Annotated in this window: 16 protein-coding genes; 6 read left to right on the top strand and 10 right to left on the bottom strand. The window is 72.3% G+C overall.

Annotation, left to right across the window (positions count from 1 at the left end):
• Nucleotides 1-80 precede the first annotated feature (80 nt).
• Both OP18_RS03870 and OP18_RS03875 read left to right on the top strand, forming a co-directional pair.
• Nucleotides 81-353 (top strand): hypothetical protein, encoded by a 273-nt coding sequence (locus tag OP18_RS03870; RefSeq protein ID WP_033357322.1) that lies wholly within the window; start codon nt 81-83, stop codon nt 351-353.
• A 29-nt stretch (nt 354-382) separates the two neighbouring features.
• Complete coding sequence (locus tag OP18_RS03875) at nt 383-1330, top strand: pyridoxal-phosphate dependent enzyme (protein ID WP_245635248.1); 948 nt, start codon at nt 383-385, stop codon at nt 1328-1330.
• Nucleotides 1331-1339: 9 nt separating this feature from the next.
• Here OP18_RS03875 and OP18_RS03880 read toward each other — a convergent pair whose 3' ends face one another.
• From OP18_RS03880 to OP18_RS03905, 6 genes are all read right to left on the bottom strand, one after another.
• The gene (locus OP18_RS03880; RefSeq protein WP_033357324.1) at nt 1340-1648 is read right to left on the bottom strand and encodes a DUF1048 domain-containing protein; all 309 of its coding nucleotides are present in this window, start codon (nt 1646-1648) and stop codon (nt 1340-1342) included.
• A 1-nt stretch (nt 1649) separates the two neighbouring features.
• Nucleotides 1650-2006, bottom strand: coding sequence for a DUF1048 domain-containing protein (locus OP18_RS03885; protein ID WP_033357325.1), 357 nt, complete (start codon nt 2004-2006; stop codon nt 1650-1652).
• The gene (locus OP18_RS03890) at nt 2003-2329 is read right to left on the bottom strand and encodes a PadR family transcriptional regulator (RefSeq protein WP_033357326.1); all 327 of its coding nucleotides are present in this window, start codon (nt 2327-2329) and stop codon (nt 2003-2005) included. The genes OP18_RS03885 and OP18_RS03890 overlap by 4 nt, the downstream gene beginning before the upstream one ends.
• A gap of 106 nt (nt 2330-2435) precedes the next feature.
• Nucleotides 2436-2807, bottom strand: coding sequence for a nuclear transport factor 2 family protein (locus OP18_RS03895; RefSeq protein ID WP_052386197.1), 372 nt, complete (start codon nt 2805-2807; stop codon nt 2436-2438).
• A gap of 81 nt (nt 2808-2888) precedes the next feature.
• Nucleotides 2889-3662, bottom strand: a complete 774-nt coding sequence (locus OP18_RS52005) for a dihydrodipicolinate synthase family protein (RefSeq protein ID WP_052386198.1) — start codon at nt 3660-3662, stop codon at nt 2889-2891.
• A 336-nt stretch (nt 3663-3998) separates the two neighbouring features.
• Entirely contained in the window at nt 3999-4328 is a 330-nt protein-coding gene (locus tag OP18_RS03905) for a hypothetical protein (RefSeq protein WP_156089277.1), read from the bottom strand.
• A 234-nt stretch (nt 4329-4562) separates the two neighbouring features.
• On the opposite strand from OP18_RS03905, the gene OP18_RS03910 reads away from it, so the two are divergent.
• Nucleotides 4563-6029: an IucA/IucC family protein gene (locus OP18_RS03910; RefSeq protein ID WP_052386199.1), complete on the top strand. Its 1467-nt coding sequence runs from the start codon at nt 4563-4565 to the stop codon at nt 6027-6029.
• 346 nt (nt 6030-6375) lie between these two features.
• Here the strand turns inward: OP18_RS03910 and OP18_RS03915 are convergent, their stop codons facing one another.
• The gene (locus tag OP18_RS03915) at nt 6376-7572 is read right to left on the bottom strand and encodes a hypothetical protein (protein ID WP_033357328.1); all 1197 of its coding nucleotides are present in this window, start codon (nt 7570-7572) and stop codon (nt 6376-6378) included.
• A 21-nt stretch (nt 7573-7593) separates the two neighbouring features.
• Here OP18_RS03915 and OP18_RS03920 point away from each other — a divergent pair, with 21 nt between their 5' ends.
• Nucleotides 7594-8754 carry a type III PLP-dependent enzyme domain-containing protein gene (locus OP18_RS03920; RefSeq protein WP_245635249.1) on the top strand — a complete coding sequence of 387 codons (1161 nt, stop codon included), beginning with the start codon at nt 7594-7596 and terminating at the stop codon, nt 8752-8754.
• Here the strand turns inward: OP18_RS03920 and def are convergent.
• On the bottom strand, nt 8741-9238 hold the full coding sequence (gene def / locus OP18_RS03925; RefSeq protein ID WP_033357330.1) for a peptide deformylase: 498 nt from the start codon (nt 9236-9238) through the stop codon (nt 8741-8743). The genes OP18_RS03920 and def overlap by 14 nt on opposite strands.
• A 163-nt stretch (nt 9239-9401) precedes the next feature.
• Here def and OP18_RS03930 point away from each other — a divergent pair, with 163 nt between their 5' ends.
• Nucleotides 9402-11120, top strand: coding sequence for a substrate-binding and VWA domain-containing protein (locus tag OP18_RS03930; protein WP_033357331.1), 1719 nt, complete (start codon nt 9402-9404; stop codon nt 11118-11120).
• 39 nt (nt 11121-11159) lie between these two features.
• Here OP18_RS03930 and OP18_RS03935 read toward each other — a convergent pair whose 3' ends face one another.
• Nucleotides 11160-12374, bottom strand: coding sequence for a chorismate-binding protein (locus OP18_RS03935; protein WP_033357332.1), 1215 nt, complete (start codon nt 12372-12374; stop codon nt 11160-11162).
• 132 nt (nt 12375-12506) lie between these two features.
• Here OP18_RS03935 and OP18_RS03940 point away from each other — a divergent pair, with 132 nt between their 5' ends.
• Complete coding sequence (locus OP18_RS03940; RefSeq protein WP_033357333.1) at nt 12507-12716, top strand: DUF5999 family protein; 210 nt, start codon at nt 12507-12509, stop codon at nt 12714-12716.
• 21 nt (nt 12717-12737) lie between these two features.
• Here the strand turns inward: OP18_RS03940 and gcvP are convergent, their stop codons facing one another.
• Nucleotides 12738-15566, bottom strand: coding sequence for an aminomethyl-transferring glycine dehydrogenase (gcvP, locus tag OP18_RS03945; protein WP_033357334.1), 2829 nt, complete (start codon nt 15564-15566; stop codon nt 12738-12740).
• Nucleotides 15567-15571: the final 5 nt, after the last annotated feature.

The following is a 15571-nucleotide window of genomic DNA, read 5'->3' on the forward strand; positions in this document are numbered from 1 at the left end:
CGCTGTCATCGGCATCCGGCGGCACCGACCGGGCGACAACCCGGTTGCCGGGCCGGACGTCTCGACCGCATCATCCGATCATGGTCCAGTACACCTGCCCCGGCTGCGGGACGCTCATCTCGGTCGGCGACGCCCGTCGCGTCGGCGAGCCATGCAGCATGTGTGCGGCCGGCCAGACCTGGGAATCCCTGTCCACGCAAGACCAGCAGACGATTCTCGCCGCCGCGCGGCACGGTGCGATCGCCGGCCTGCTCGCCATGCGGGACCTGACCCCACCGATCCGGCTGCCACACGCCGTGGACCTGCTCGCCTACCTCGACCGCGCGGACCCGACCGGTCACCGCCCGCAATGACCCTGGAGAGTCCGGTGCACAAACTGCCGTTGTCGGCATGGCCCACACCGATGGAGGCCGCCGCCCGACTGGCGACACACATCGGCCTCGCCCCGGACGACCTGTGGATCAAACGCGACGACCTCACCGGGCTCGGCGTCGGCGGCAACAAGGTCCGCAAACTCGAATGGCTGGTCGCCGACGCGCTCCACAACGGGGCGGACACCCTCGTCACCACCGGCGGGCCACAGAGCAACCACGCCCGGCTGACCGCCGCCGCCGCGGCCCGCACCGGACTGCGGGTCACGCTCGTCATGCCCGCCGCCGCCCGCCCACCACAGCCGACCGGCAACCTGCTGCTCGACGCCGCGCTCGGCGCCCGGATCATCTGGGCCGACGCCACCGGACCCGCCGACCTGACCACCCACGCACAGCAGGTGTGCACCGAACTCCGCGCCCAAGGCGCGACACCGTACCTGGTGCCGTTCGGCGGATCCAACGCCCTCGGCGCCCGCGGATACCACGACGCCGGCATCGAGATCCTCCACCAGCAGCCCACCATCCAGCACGTCGTCACCGCACTCGGCTCCGGCGCCACCATGGCCGGACTGGTCGCCGCCCTCGGCACCGAACGCGTCCTGGGCATCGACGTCGGCGCCCTGCCCGACCCCGCTGCGGCAGCCGCCACCTACGCCACCGAGCTCACCGGCAACCCGGTGACCCCGGCACGACTCCGCGTCCGCCACGACCAGATCGGCGCAGGCTACGGCACGCTCCACGAACCCGTGCTCGACGCGATCACCACCGTCGCCCGCGCCGAAGGCGTCATCCTCGACCCCGTCTACACCGGCCGCGCCGCCGCCGGCCTGATCGCCGCCGTCCACGACGGCACCATCAGACCAGGACAGCGCACCGTCCTACTGCACACCGGCGGCCTGCCCGGCCTGTTCGGCCACAGCGAAGCGACCCACCGCATCACCCACACCACGGCGCCGTGAACCGGCCCGTCACCGCCCGCGCAGCGACTCCTGGTACACGTCGGCGTACGTCGGAACATCCTTGATCAGGTCGTCACAGAACGCCGCCACATCAGGGCCGATTAGCTGCAACACCCCCTTGCCGGACGCCGCTCCCTCCTCGAAGAAGTCCACGATCCCCGACAGCAGCCGCCCGTCGGCCAGGTCCACCGGACCCACCTTGAACAGGTACCGCTGCAGCTCCTTGTACACGATCCGATAATCCGGCGGGAGCGCCTTCACCCGCGCCACATGCGCCCGCCACTGCCGCTTGCCCTCGATGATGTCCCGAATGCCCACGTCAACCTCCCAACCGGCCCAGTTTCCGGGCGACCGTGCTGTTCAACTGCTCACGCCACCGGTCGCGGTACGTCCGGGCACCCTCACCACCGGCCAACGCCACGCAGAACCCGGGCACGTCATCGCCGAGCACCTCACGCACGTCCAGCCCGTCCGCCGACGCCTCCTCCAGCAACCCCAGCGCCGCGTCGAAGATCGGCGTCAGGTTGCGGCCCGTGAAGTCGCCGTACGGCATCAGCTGCGCCCGCAGCTGCTCCCACACCGACCGGTAGTCCGGCGCCAACACCGCCGCCCTCGCCTCGAACGCCTTCCAATCCCTGGTCAGATCGCTGCCGGTGACCGTCTCCCAGAAGCTCATCCGCCGCCTCCCTTCAGGCTGTCGATGCGCGAGGAGACATACCGCCACTTCGCCCAGAACCGGTCCAGCTCCGCGCGGCCCGCGTCGTTGAGCGCGTAGAACTTCCGCGGCGGCCCCACCTCGGACGGCCGTTTCGTCACCTGGACAAGGCCGTTGCGCTCCAGGCGCAACAGGATCGTGTACACCGTGCCGTCCACGACGTCGGCGAAGCCGAGCTCGTTCAGCCGGCGGGTGATGGCGTAGCCGTACGTCTCCTCGCTGCCGATGATCTCGAGCACGCAGCCTTCGAGCGTGCCCTTCAACATCTCCGTCAGGTCGTCCACCGCGGCTCCTCCCCGGCCCACCTGGTACCCCGTAGCACTAGGTACCGCTACAAAGTAGCACCAGATACCGGTATGCGGTAGTACCAGATACCGCCGATCAGACCGCTCAGACCGCCGGCCGGTAGAAGAACGTCCGCCGCCGCGACACCCGACCACCACGCAGCTCGAACCAGTCCGCGAAAATCTCACTCAACGGCACACCCGAATGCGACACCCCATCGAACCGACCCCAACAACACACCTGCCCACCACCCTCAACCCACCGCTCCACCGCATGCCGACCCGACGCCACGATGCACCGCCGCCGGTAGAACGCCACAAACGCGTCCACCCCCTCAATCGGCGGACACCCAGGCCGGTGATACACCACATCCTCAGTCACCAGACCCGCCAGCTCACCCCACTCCCGACGATCGATCACCGCCAGCAACGACGAGACCAACCCGGACCGCTCCGCCACCAGCGCATCCTCAGCCATACACCCATGGAAATCCGCCCACCACCCCCGGTCAACACACCGCAGCTGCTTCTTACACCCCGAAACCGGACCGTAACCCGATCACCCCATCCGCGCCGCCACAGACGTCCCATACCGCTGCGCCACCAACCGCTTCAACCCATGCGGAAACCCCGACTTCGCCGCCACATGCGGCCCCACCAACCGCAACTGCGCCGCCGCGTCACCCTCCCACGCCGCCACACAATCCTCCGCCGCCACATTCGCCACCGCCAGAATCGCCCCCGCCGCACCCAACAACCCCGCCGCCGACACCAACGCCGACGACCCCACATACACCGCACCGTCCCACTCCGACAACAACCGCAACAACCGCTCCGCATCCCCCGTCGAATCCTTCAACCCCGCCACCGGCAACGACGGCAACACCTCCAACGGCACCGCACCACCCGCCACCCCCGGAAAGTGATACGCCAACACCGGCCGGCCATCCGCCGCCGACACCACCCGCTCGTAGAACACCCGAAGATCCCCCGCCCGCCGCGGCGGCGGCACCAGCACCGCATCCGCACCCACCGCCACCGACGCCGCCGTCAACTCAGCCGCCGGCCCCGCCCACGCACCCCCCGCACCCGCGATCACCGGCACCCCCGCACACGCCTGCCGCACCGCCGACACCAGCGCCACCCGCTCACCATCACTCAACGCGTCCGCCTCACCGGTCGACCCGGCCACCAGCACCGCCCGTACACCGGACGCCACCAACCGCTCCGCATGCCGCGCGGTCGCCCGCACATCCACCGAACCGTCCTCCGCGAACAGCGTCACCAACGCCACCGCGACACCCCGCCACAACGGAACCTGCTCCAGAGTCATACCCAGAACCCTAAGCTGGATCCCGGGTGCGCAGGCCGTCGGCGTGCCAGCGCACCCACCCAACACACGACCGCGCCGCCGACCAGGACCCCGGCCGGCGGCGCGCGAAACTCATGAGGGGCGAGCACCCCACCGGCGGGCACCAGCGGCAACCCACCGCATCGTGACCCGCTCGCGACCGGCCGTCTCCCGCGCCACCCACTGCGCCTTCAACACCACGCCCATCGCGCCCGCGCCACCGCGAACACCGGACATCGCCACCGCGTCACCTGTCACCTGCACCCGGCAAGACGAGGCGCCCAGCGTTCACACGTGCTGGAAAACCGAGCCCCGGCCCTACACCGTCACGTCGACGTGCTCGACGGCGGTCACGTCCGACGACCTGGAGTCCTCGACCGGCTCCGCGGCCGTCCGCGACGCCGCGAACGCCATGATGAACGACCACGGCGGCATCCCGCCGACATTCGTCACCGCACCCGTCGGCGACAGGTGATACCCGGTCAGGCCCGAGATCGCCGCCCGGTCACCCGGGGTCAGCTGGCTCAGCACCTGTTGCGATGCCGGCAGCCCACCCTTCGGGGGCGGCGCGACCGGCTCGACGGCCGGTGGACTGGTTTTGGCCGGCACAGCGGTGTGCGCCGCCGACGACAACTGGCGAATCTCCATGGGTGCCTCCCGAAGCGTCCGTGCTCCACGCTGATGCTCGCGTACATCACAGCATTCGCGCAGGTGAACGGGCAGCCCGGTGACCGCAGCGACAAGTCTGGCCGATCGGCGGACGCGATCCCCACCAGTGCCGAACGGCCCCACCGGCCTCGCCCTCCCCTGTCGTAGACAGGGGTTCAAAGGCGTGCCGTCAGGCACGTCGTCTAAGGCGTCCTAGGATGCTAGGATTTGGATGTGGAACCGCTGGTGGCACCAGACGAGCAAGCGACCCTGCAGGCGCTCCAGGCCTCGGACCCCGACCTGGCGAAGGCATACCTGCGCGCGCTGCCGCAGGCCCGGGCCGGCATCCTGCGCCGGCTCTGGGGCGCGCTGTGGCGGGAAGGGGTGGTGGACACCGACCGGCTCGGCACCCCGGCGCCGGCGCTGTTCGGGCCGATCCCGGACGCCGTCGTCGCCGACGGCGTCGCACACACGCATCCGGCCCGGCTGATCGAGGCGCTGCGCCCCGGCGGGAACGCCGAGCGGCTGGTGCGCGAACTGGACAACAGCGTCGCCAATCTGGCACTCGGCCTCGCCGCCGCCACGGGCGTCACGGGCGCCGCCGACGACCTCGTCGGCATGGAGCAGTCCATCGTGGATGGGCACCCGCTGCATCCGTGCTGCCGCACCCGGATCGGGATGAGCACCGCCGACGTCCTGGCGTACGCACCCGAGCACCACCCCCAGGTCCGGCTGCGGATCGTCGAGGTGGACCCCGGCAGGTGGCGGACGACCGGCGCGCCCCGCCCGCCGCTGCTGCCCGTGCACCCCTGGCAGCTGCACCGTGCCCTCGCCACCGGCCTCGTCCGCGACACCGGTCGTGACCTGCCCGCGCGGCCGCTCATGTCACTGCGGACCCTCGCCCCGGTCGACGACCCCTCGCAGCACATCAAGACCGCCGTCGAGGTCCAGATGACCAGCGCCGTGCGGACCCTGTCCGCCGCCGCGGTGCACAACGGGCCGCTCGCCTCCGACCTCGTCGCCACCCTCGCCGCCCGCACCCGCGGACTGCGCGTGCTCCGCGAGACCACCGCCGCCACCGTCCTGGACACGCGCGGCGACCCGCAACGCGCTCTCGGCGCCGTCTGGCGGCAGGCGCCACCCGCCGGCACGTTCGTCGTGCCGCTGGCGCTGCTGCCGCACCGGCCAGACCTGCTCACCCCCGCGTGCTTCGCCGAGCTCGTCCGACTGCTGCTGCCCGCCCTGTTCGACGTGCTCCGCGACGGTGTCGCCCTCGAGGCCCACGGCCAGAACACCCTCGTCGAGCTCCGCGACGGCCACCCCGTTCGGATCTGGTACCGGGACCTCGGCGGCCTGCACGTCCACCCTGGCCGGCTGCGACGCGCCGGTCTGCAGATGCCGCCGCTCATCGGCGCGCTGCCCACCGACGACGAGGACGAACTCCGCACGAAGCTGTTCGCCGCGGCGCTGTCCACCGTGCTGACCGAACTCGTCCACGCCCTCGGCAGCCGGCTCGGCGCCGACGTGGAGCGGGCGGCGTGGGACGTGGTCGCGGCGACCATCCGTGACACGGTCACCGACACCGACGACCGCAAGGCAAGTCTCGCCGACACATGGCCACTGAAGGCGACCACTGCCATGCGCCTCGCCGACGACCCGCTGCAGGACCTGTGGTGCCAGATCCCCAACCCGCTGCGGTGACCGGCAGGCGCCGCCGGTGCACATGGAGGCGAACGGTGCCGCGCGGGCGGAAGGCGAAGATGAACGACTCCGGTGCGCGGGTGCGGCAACGACCCGACGACCAAGCGCGGTGATCGGCAAGTGGGCGACCATCGGTGCGCGGCCATCCGCGCGGACACCGAAGCGGATCGCCCGATGCCGTCGGGTCCGCGTCCGACGCGCTGCCGCAGCGGGACTCGATCCGTAGCGGCATTCGGAAGGTCGAGGGCAACGCGCCGGCATGACCGACCATCCGGACCGTCGAAACCCGGCGCCACAGCGGAGCAACAGGCACCGAGAAGGCCAGGGGGTTCGCCGAGCGAGCGGATCAGCGCCACACCGGAGGGGCGCCGGTGTCGACGAGCTTCCAGTCGTTGTTGTCGTACAGGATGTTGTCGTAGTAGTACACCGTGGCCGGGAGGAGGTCCTGGGCGGTGAACGCGGCCCTCGCCGCCGCGTGCAGGTGCGACGGTGGCACGCCCCAGCGGGACTCGGCCAGGGCCGCCACGTAGGACAGGGCGTGGTGGCCCATGAAGCTGTCGTACGTGAGGCTGAACACCTCGGCGGCGGCCATCGGCACGTCGCGCGGGATCACGTTCGCCGGGGGCAGGGGGCCGGTGAGGCCCAGGGCGGCGCGCTGCGAGGCGTCGACGTAGATGGCGCAGTCGCGGTACAGCACGCGCGACGTGCGGGCCCGCGGGTCGAAGGCGAACAGGGTGTTCTGCCCGTGGGTCTCCAGGGGGCAGCCGGTGCCGCGGGCGACCGACGCCCACAGCCGCACCATCGGCACGACGATCCGTTCGGTGACGAACGTCGCCGGGTCCTCGCCGTAGGCGGTGACGAGCTGCTCCAGCAGCGTCGGGTCCGACGGGTGGTGCAGGTCGCGGCCGTACAGGGCGAACAGCGGCACCGTCCACGCCGGGGCGGCGTCGAGGGGGTGGGCGGCGCGCAGCAGGAAGCCCCAGGCGTCGTCCGGGTCGGCGCCGACTGGGGCGAACCAGCCGCCGCCGACCTCGGGCAGGACCGGCGCGCCGACGCGGACCAGGTCGTCGGAGACCCACAGTTGCAGCTCGATCACGGGCCGGCGCAGGCGGCGGGTGAAGCGGGACAGCCGCCGCGGGTAGTGCAGCTTCACGAAGTGCGGCGGGACGGGGGTGCCGTCGATCGCGGTGACGAACACGGTGCGGGCGTTCGCCGTCGGCACCGCCGTCAGGGCCGGGCCGGGCGGCGCGGCGAGCAGCTCGTCGCGGCCGGCGAGGTCCGCGGCGTCCAGGGCGTTGGGGTGCACCGGCAGCAGCCCCCGGTACAGGTCCGGCAGCGGCGACGGCACCGCCGGCGAGGTCACGTGCGCGGCGCCGGGCAGCTGGAAGGTCGGCAGCTGGAAGGTGGGGGTCCCCCGCTGCGGGTGATAGGCGTCGTCGATGTCGAGGTCGCCGGCGTAGGGGCTGTAGGTCCGGGTTCCGACGCCGAGATACCGTTCCGCGTACTGCCAGAAGGCGATCGGGTCCTGCGCATGGAACAGCATCGCCGGCCAGCGTACCGGTGCGTGAAGTGGAGACGAGTGGTGGTTCCCCCGGCCGTGGCGGCCGCCATACGCGCCGCCGAGCGGCCCACCTGCGTCTACGTGTACGACCGCGGGGTGCTGCACCGCAACGTGGCGGCGCTGCGGGCGGCGCTGCCCGCGGGGACCCGCGTCGCGTACGCGATGAAGGCCAACGGCGACGACCGGGTCCTGGCCGCGCTGCTGCCGGTCGTCGACGGTCTCGAGGTCGCCTCCGGTGGGGAGCTCGCCGCGGCGGTGGCCGCCGGGTCGCGGTTCACCCTGTTCAGCGGGCCCGCCAAGACCGACGCGGACCTGCGCGCGGCGGTCGCCGCCGGGGCGGTGCTCAACGTGGAGAGCCTGCACGAGCTGCGGCGGCTCACGATGTACGGGCCCGCGCGTGTCTGCCTGCGGGTGAACCGGGCCCACCCGGCGCTGCCGGGCAGCCACGCGATGGCGGGGGTGGCCACCGCGTTCGGCATCGACGAGCGGCTGCTGCCCGACGCGGTCGGCCTCGCCCGCGCCGGCGGGCTGGACATCGCCGGGTTCCACCTGCACGCGGTGTCGAACAACCTGGACGCGGCCGCGCACGCCGCGTACATCCGTGACGCGGTGGACTGGGCCGGGCGGGCCGCGCAGCAGTGGGGCGTGCCGGCGCCGATCATCAACGTCGGCGGCGGGTTCGGCGTCGACATCGCCGGCGGCGGCCGGTTCGACCTCGACACGTTCGCCGCCGCCCTGGGTGACCTGGTCCTGCCGCCCGGGGCGAGCCTGGTGGTGGAGCCGGGCCGGTTCGTGGCGGCGACCGCCGGGTGGTACGCCACCGAGGTCCTCGACGTGAAGCGGACCCACGGCCGGTGGTTCGTGGTCGTGCGCGGCGGCACCCACCACTTCCGGCTGCCGGCGTCGTGGGGGTACAGCCACCCGTTCACGGTGCTGCCCGTGGACGCGTGGCCGTACCCGTTCCAGCGGCCCCAGGTCAGCGACGCGACGGTCGACGTGGCCGGGGAGCAGTGCAACCCGCGCGACGTCCTGGCCCGCGACGCGGCGGTCGGCCTGGTGCGGGCCGGTGACGTGCTGGTGTTCGCCGGGACCGGCGCCTACGGGTGGGAGGTGGCACACCACGACTTCCTGCGCCACGCCCACCCGCAGTTCATGGTCGTCTAGCGAACTGTGAGCGGACGGCGCGCAGCGCCTGGCGGCGGGTCTCGCCCTTGAGCGTGTCGACGTACAGCACGCCGTCGAGGTGGTCCGTCTCGTGCTGCAGGGCCCGCGCGAGCAGGCCGCTGCCGGTGACCGTCACCGGCTCGCCGTGCTCGTCGAAGCCCTCCGCGGTGGCGTGCATCGCCCGCGGCGTCGGGAACCACAGGCCAGGGATGGACAGGCAGCCCTCGTCGCCGTCCTGCACCCCGTCCCGCGCCGTGATCGTCGGGTTGACCAGGTAGCCGACCTGCTGGTTCGCCGCGTACGAGAACACCCGCAGCCCCACCCCGATCTGGGGCGCGGCGACGCCGGCGCGGCCCGGCTCGCCGGTCACGGTGTCCAGCAGGTCCCGCACCAGCGCGCGCAGCTCGGCATCGAACGAGGTCACAGTCTCACAGGGGGTGCGCAGCACGGGGTCGCCGAGCACCCGGATCGGTCGGATCGTCACCCGTCACAGGCTACTTCGGGGCCCCGTGAACCCCGGTTGACGAGGGCCTAAACTATGCCGACTTCCCACCCCCGGAGGCACACCCATGGCCTACCAGGCCGACAGGGCAGATGTGCGGTCACACCGCAAGAGCCCAGCTCAGCGCAGATCACGACGACTGTCGTTGATCATCGGCGCGGTCGTCGTCGTGCTCGTCGGCGGCGGCGCCGCGTATGGCGTCAACCAGCTCCTCGCAGCGTCCTGCGACGGCACCGTCACCGCGAAGGTCGTCGCGTCGCCGAGCACGGCGGGCCTGCTGCGGTCCCTGGCCAAGTCGTGGACCGACAGCGACCCCACGGTCGCGGGGCGTTGCGCCCGCGTCGAGGTCGCCGGGCAGGAGACCGCGTCGATGGCGCAGGCCCTCGGCACCGACTGGGACCGCAAGGCCGGCTCCCCGCCCGACGTGTGGGTGCCGGACTCCACCGCCTGGGTGCGCCGGGCGTCGACCGCGGCGATCGCCGAGCGGATGATGCCGGACCTGCAGCCGATGCTGGCCCGCACCCCGTCGGTGCTGGCCATGCCCAAGCCGATGGCGGAGGCGCTCGGCTGGCCCGGCGGCGAGCTGTCCTGGCAGGACGTCATCAACAAGGTCGCCGCCGACCCGCAGGGCTGGGCGAAGTACGGCAAGGGCGACTGGGGACCGTTCAAGTTCGGGATGAGCGACCCGCTGCAGTCCACCGCGGGGCTGCTGGCCCTGATGGCGATCCTGGACGGCAACGACGACGGCGAGGTCACCCCCGAGGAGCAGGCCACCCTGGCCAAGCTCAAGCAGGAACGCGCCGTCTACACCAACACCACCGCCCAGCTGATGGACGACCTCGGCAAGGCCGACGACCAGGACGGCGCCAAGGCCCTGCAGTACGTCTCGGCATTCCCGGCCCTCGAGCAGGACGTCCTGGCGTACAACAAGACCAACCCGAAGGTGCCGCTCGTCGCGGTGTACCCGTCCAACGGCAGCGCCGACGCCGACAACCCGTACCTCATCCTGGACGCGCCCTGGGCGGAGAAGGACAAACAGGACGTCGCCCGGCAGTTCCTGGCCTACCTGCGCGGACCCGAGGGGCGCAAGGTGTTCCTCGACGCCGGGTTCCGCGACCCGAACCGCGACGCGGGCGCGCCCCTCACCGGCAACGCCGCCTTCAGCGCCAAGCTCAAGACCGTGCCGCGGGCGGTGCTGCTGCCCGAGTCGGTGAAGCAGTCGATGGACTCGTGGACCGCGCTGACCCGCCCCACCAACGTCCTGCTCGTGCTGGACATCTCCGGGTCCATGGCCGAGCAGGTCCCCGGCACCGGCAAGAACCGCATGCAGCTGGCGAAGGAGGCGGCCCGCGAGGCCGTGCAGCTCTTCGACGGCGACGTCGACGCCGGCCTGTGGGTCTTCTCCACCCGGCAGAACGGCCAGCAGGACTACAAGCAGCTCATCCCGATCGGCCGGGTCGGCGACCAGGTCAGCGGCAAGGCCCGCCGCGAGCAGATGATCACCGCGATCGACAAGCTCACCCCGGTCGGCGACACCGGCCTGTACGACACCGCCGCCGCCGCGCAGCAGGCCGTCGTCGACGCGTACAAACCCGGCGCGACCAACCTCGTCGTGCTCATGACCGACGGCAAGAACGACGACCCGACCGGCGGGCTCACCCTCGACCAGCTGCGGCCCAAGCTGGAGGCGAACGCCGCCGGCGACAAGAAGGTCCCGATCGTCACCGTCGGGTACGGCAACGACGCCGACTTCGCGTCCCTGCAGGAGATCTCCCGGGTCACCGGCGGCACCCTGTACACGTCGAAGACCGCGTTCGACATCAACGAGGTGCTGCTGACCGCCATCTTCGGCAAGGTCGGCTGAGCCACGGGCGTCCCTGCCCGGCCGGCCGGGCAGGGACGGTCAACCCGTGAGGCCCGCGAGGGCGGCCTTGATCGGGGCGGTCTTCGCCGCCGCCTCCGCGACCTCCGCGGCCGGGTCGCTGTCCCACACGATGCCGCCGCCCGCCCACACGTGCGCCAGGCCGTCGGCGACCGCCACGGTCCGGATCGTCAGCCCCAGGTCGATGCGCAGCCGCCCGTCGGGGCCGTGGCCGATCCAGCCGGCCGCGCCCATGCTCGGACCCCGCCCGACCGGCTCCAGGGCGCTCACCACGTCGATCGCGGCGAGCTTCGGCGCACCCGTCACCGAGCCGCCCGGCCACACCGCACCCAGCAGCCGCTCCAGGCCGACCCCGGCGGCCAGTTGCGCGCTCACCGTCGACTCCGCCTGCCACAGCCGCGACCAGCGGCGGATCGCGAACAGCTCCTCCACCCGCACGGTCCCGGTCCGGGCGACCCGGCCCAGGTCGTTGCGCTCCAGGTCGACGATCATCACGTGCTCCGCGCGTTCCTTCGCCGACGCGAGCAGCTCCGCGCGGCCCTCGGCGGTCGCCGGCCGGGTGCCCTTGATCGGCCGGGTCACCGCCCGGCCGCCGGCGACCTCGACCAGCGTCTCGGGCGACGCGCACGCCACCCACCACGACGGCGCCGCCGCACCTGTACCGCCACCGCACAGCACACCGCCGTAGCGGGCGCCGGGCAGGGCCGCCACCCGGCGCAGCGCCCCGCGCGGATCACCGCGCATCGGGGCGCTCGCGTGGCCGACGACGTTGGCCTGGTAGACGTCGCCGCGGGCGATCGCGTCGCGGACCGCGCCGACCGCCGCCGCGTGCTCGGCCGGGCTCCAGCTCGGCGTCCAGGCCCCCAGCCGCGACGGCGGCACCCCGCCCGCGACCCCGGGCACCGCCGGACGGTCCGCCGGCGTGTGCCCGTAGACGACGGCGACGAGGTCCGGCACCCCGGGCGCGGGTGAGGCGACCGCCGACGGCGGGGCGAGGAGCACCGCCGCGCCGCACACCGTGTCCGTCACCCTGGGTGACGCGGACACGTCGGAGACCGGAAGACCGGCGTCGGCGAGGAACGCCGCCAGGATCGACAGAGGGTCACCACCGTCGCCGGAATGCCACTCCAGCCGGGAACGCTCCCATACGTGTGGTGCGCACGACAGGACCGACCCGGGAGGGTGAAGATCCACCGACCCGGGCCGAGACCCGACGACCGGCCCTAATGTGCTCATACGAATGGCGGATTATCCCCAAGTTGTGCCGTCACGTGTGCGAATTCGTGTCGTTGGCCGTAGTAGCGTGCATCACTGGTCATGTGAAGAACCACACAGGCCCCAACTGAACCTCTCAATCGGAGACCCCCGATGCTCTGCCAGCACCAACCATCGTGTCCCTCAGCCGCCGACTCCGACCACGAAGCCGCCAGAATCCTGGCCTCCCACCCCGAACAGGGCTGGAGCCTCCTGTGCAACGGAGTGATCGTCTTCGAGGACACCGGAGAGCTGCTTCCTGACTGCAGCGTGATCGAACCGCACCGCGGCCCGGCCCCGCACGTCCTCGTCAAAGCGGCCTGATCCCTCACCCTCCGTGACGGTTCACTCCTCGTAGGCGGACGCCGGCGGACACGAGCAGACCAGGTTCCGGTCGCCGAAGCTGTCGTCGATCCGCCGCACCGGCGGCCAGTACTTCGCCGCCGACACCCCGGCCGGGTAGGCGGCGAGCGACCTCGGGTAGGCGTGCTCCCACTCGTCCGCGGTCACCACCGCCGCGGTGTGCGGCGCGTTGCCCAGCGGGTTGTCCCCCGCCGGCCACTCGCCGGCCGCGACCCGGTCGATCTCCTCACGGATCGCGATCATCGCGTCACAGAACCGGTCCAGCTCGGCGAGGTCCTCACTCTCGGTCGGCTCCACCATCAGCGTCCCCGACACCGGGAACGACATCGTCGGGGCGTGGAAGCCGTAGTCGATGAGCCGCTTCGCGACGTCCGCGACGCTCACCCCGGTCGCCTTCGTGATCGTGCGCAGGTCCAGGATGCACTCGTGCGCGACCAGACCCTCGCTGCCGCTGTACAGCACCGGGTAGTGCTCCCGCAGCCGCGCCGCGACGTAGTTGGCCGCCAGCACCGCCGTCGCCGTCGCCTTCGCCAGCCCGTCGGGGCCCATCAGCCGCAGGTACGCCCACGGGATCGGCAGGATCCCCGCCGAACCCCACGGCGCCGCCGACACCGGACCCACCGGCGCCGCCGCCCCGCCCTCGAACACCGGGTGCGACGGCAGGAACGCCGCGAGGTGCGCGCGGACCGCGACCGGACCCACGCCCGGACCGCCGCCGCCGTGCGGGATGCAGAACGTCTTGTGCAGGTTCAGGTGCGACACGTCCGCGCCGAACTTCCCCGGCTTGGCGAAGCCCAGCAGCGCGTTGAGGTTCGCGCCGTCCACGTACACCTGGCCGCCCGCCTCGTGCACCTTCGCGCACAGCTCGGCGATGCCCGTCTCGTACACCCCGTGCGTCGACGGGTACGTCACCATGATCGCGGCGAGCCGGTCCCGGTGCTGCTCGATCTTCGCCTCGAGGTCGCCCAGGTCGACGTTGCCCAGCTCGTCGCAGGCCACGACCGCGACCCGCATCCCGGCCATCACCGCGCTCGCGGCGTTCGTGCCGTGCGCGCTGGACGGGATCAGGCACATGTCGCGCCCCGTGTCGCCCCGCGAGTGGTGGTACGCGCGGATCGCCAGCAACCCGGCCAGCTCCCCCTGCGAACCCGCGTTGGGCTGCAACGACACCGCGTCGTAGCCGGTCACCTCCGCCAGCCACCGCTCCAGGTCGCCGATCAGCCTGCGGTACCCCTGCGTCTGCGCCGCCGGCGCGAACGGGTGCACGTCGGCGAACTCGGGCCAGGTGATCGGCTCCATCTCCACCGTGGCGTTGAGCTTCATCGTGCACGACCCGAGCGGGATCATCCCCCGGTCCAGCGCATAGTCCATGTCGGACAGGCGCTTGAGGTAGCGCAGCATCGCCGTCTCGGAGCGGTGCGTGCCGAACACCGGGTGCGTCAGGAAGTCACTCGTGCGCCGCAGCTGCGCCGGCACCACGTCCGCGGTGTCCAGCTCGGTCACGTCCACGTGCGACAGCCCGAACGCGGCGAGCACGTCACGCAGGTGCCCGAACGTCGTGGTCTCGTCGCAGGCGATGCCGACCCGGTCGGCGTCCACCTGCCGCAGGTTGATCCCGCGCTCCGCGGCGGCCGCGACCACCGCCGCCGCCCCGCCCGGCACGACCGCCGTCACCGTGTCGAAGAACGCCTCGTGCTGCGTGGCGACCCCACCGGCGCGCAACCCCGCGGCCAGGCGCACCGCCATGTCGTGCGTGCGCGACGCGATCCCGCGCAGCCCGTCCGGGCCGTGGTAGACCGCGTACATGCTGGCCGTGACCGCCAGCAGCACCTGCGCGGTGCAGATGTTGCTGGTCGCCTTCTCCCGGCGGATGTGCTGCTCCCGGGTCTGCAGCGCCAGCCGGTACGCCGGGGCGCCGTCCGCGTCCTTGGACACGCCGACCAGCCGGCCCGGCAGCGTGCGCTCCAGGCCCTTGCGGACCGACATGTACCCGGCGTGCGGACCGCCGAAGCCCATCGGCACCCCGAACCGCTGCGCGCTGCCCACCGCGACGTCGGCGCCGAACGCGCCCGGCTCCCGCAGCAGGCACAGCGCCAGCAGGTCCGCGGCGAACGTGACGATCGCCCCCTGCTCGTGCGCCCGCGCGGTCAGCGCCTCCAGGTCCCGCACCGCACCGGACGCGCCCGGGTACTGCACGTGCAGGCCGAAGTACGCCTCGGGCAGCTCGCCGGCGTCCAGGTCGGCGACGGTGACGGTGATGCCGAGCGGCTCGGCCCGGGTCCGGATCACGGCCAGGGTCTGCGGCAGCACGTCGGCGTCGACCACGTACACGTCGGCCTTCACCTTCGAGGACCGGCGCGCGAGGGTCATCGCCTCGGCGGCGGCGGTCGCCTCGTCCAGCAGCGACGCCCCCGCGACCGGCAGGCCGGTCAGGTCCGCGATCACCGTCTGGAAGTTCAGCAGCGCCTCCAGGCGCCCCTGGCTGATCTCCGGCTGGTACGGCGTGTACGCCGTGTACCAGGACGGGTCCTCCAGGACGTTGCGCAGGATGACCGGCGGCGTGTGGGTGCCGTAGTAGCCGAGGCCGATCATGCTGACCAGCGTCCGGTTGGCCGACGCGAGGGCGCGCAGCTCGCCGAGCACCTCGGCCTCGGACGCGGCGAGGGGCAGCGCCAGGGGCTGGTGCCAGCGGATCGAGCCGGGGATCGCGGCGGTCATCAGCGCCTCGACCGAGTCGTAGCCGACGGTCTTGAGCATCCGCGACTGGTCATCGGGCGACGGTCCGATGTGCCGGCTGGCGAAGTTGGTCATTGGCC

It is taken from the genome of Dactylosporangium aurantiacum (assembly GCF_000716715.1).
Classification (GTDB): domain Bacteria; phylum Actinomycetota; class Actinomycetes; order Mycobacteriales; family Micromonosporaceae; genus Dactylosporangium; species Dactylosporangium aurantiacum.

Coding starts and splice junctions, on each gene's coding strand:
- OP18_RS03915 (WP_033357328.1), bottom strand. CDS start 7,572: ATGCTGTTCCATGCGCAGGACCCGATCGCCTTCTGGCAGTACGCGGAA.
- OP18_RS03885 (WP_033357325.1), bottom strand. CDS start 2,006: ATGAGCTTCTGGGAGACGGTCACCGGCAGCGATCTGACCAGGGATTGG.
- OP18_RS03905 (WP_156089277.1), bottom strand. CDS start 4,328: ATGGAGATTCGCCAGTTGTCGTCGGCGGCGCACACCGCTGTGCCGGCC.
- OP18_RS03870 (WP_033357322.1), top strand. CDS start 81: ATGGTCCAGTACACCTGCCCCGGCTGCGGGACGCTCATCTCGGTCGGC.
- OP18_RS03940 (WP_033357333.1), top strand. CDS start 12,507: ATGCTCTGCCAGCACCAACCATCGTGTCCCTCAGCCGCCGACTCCGAC.
- OP18_RS52005 (WP_052386198.1), bottom strand. CDS start 3,662: ATGACTCTGGAGCAGGTTCCGTTGTGGCGGGGTGTCGCGGTGGCGTTG.
- OP18_RS03895 (WP_052386197.1), bottom strand. CDS start 2,807: ATGGCTGAGGATGCGCTGGTGGCGGAGCGGTCCGGGTTGGTCTCGTCG.
- OP18_RS03935 (WP_033357332.1), bottom strand. CDS start 12,374: ATGAGCACATTAGGGCCGGTCGTCGGGTCTCGGCCCGGGTCGGTGGAT.
- gcvP (WP_033357334.1), bottom strand. CDS start 15,566: ATGACCAACTTCGCCAGCCGGCACATCGGACCGTCGCCCGATGACCAG.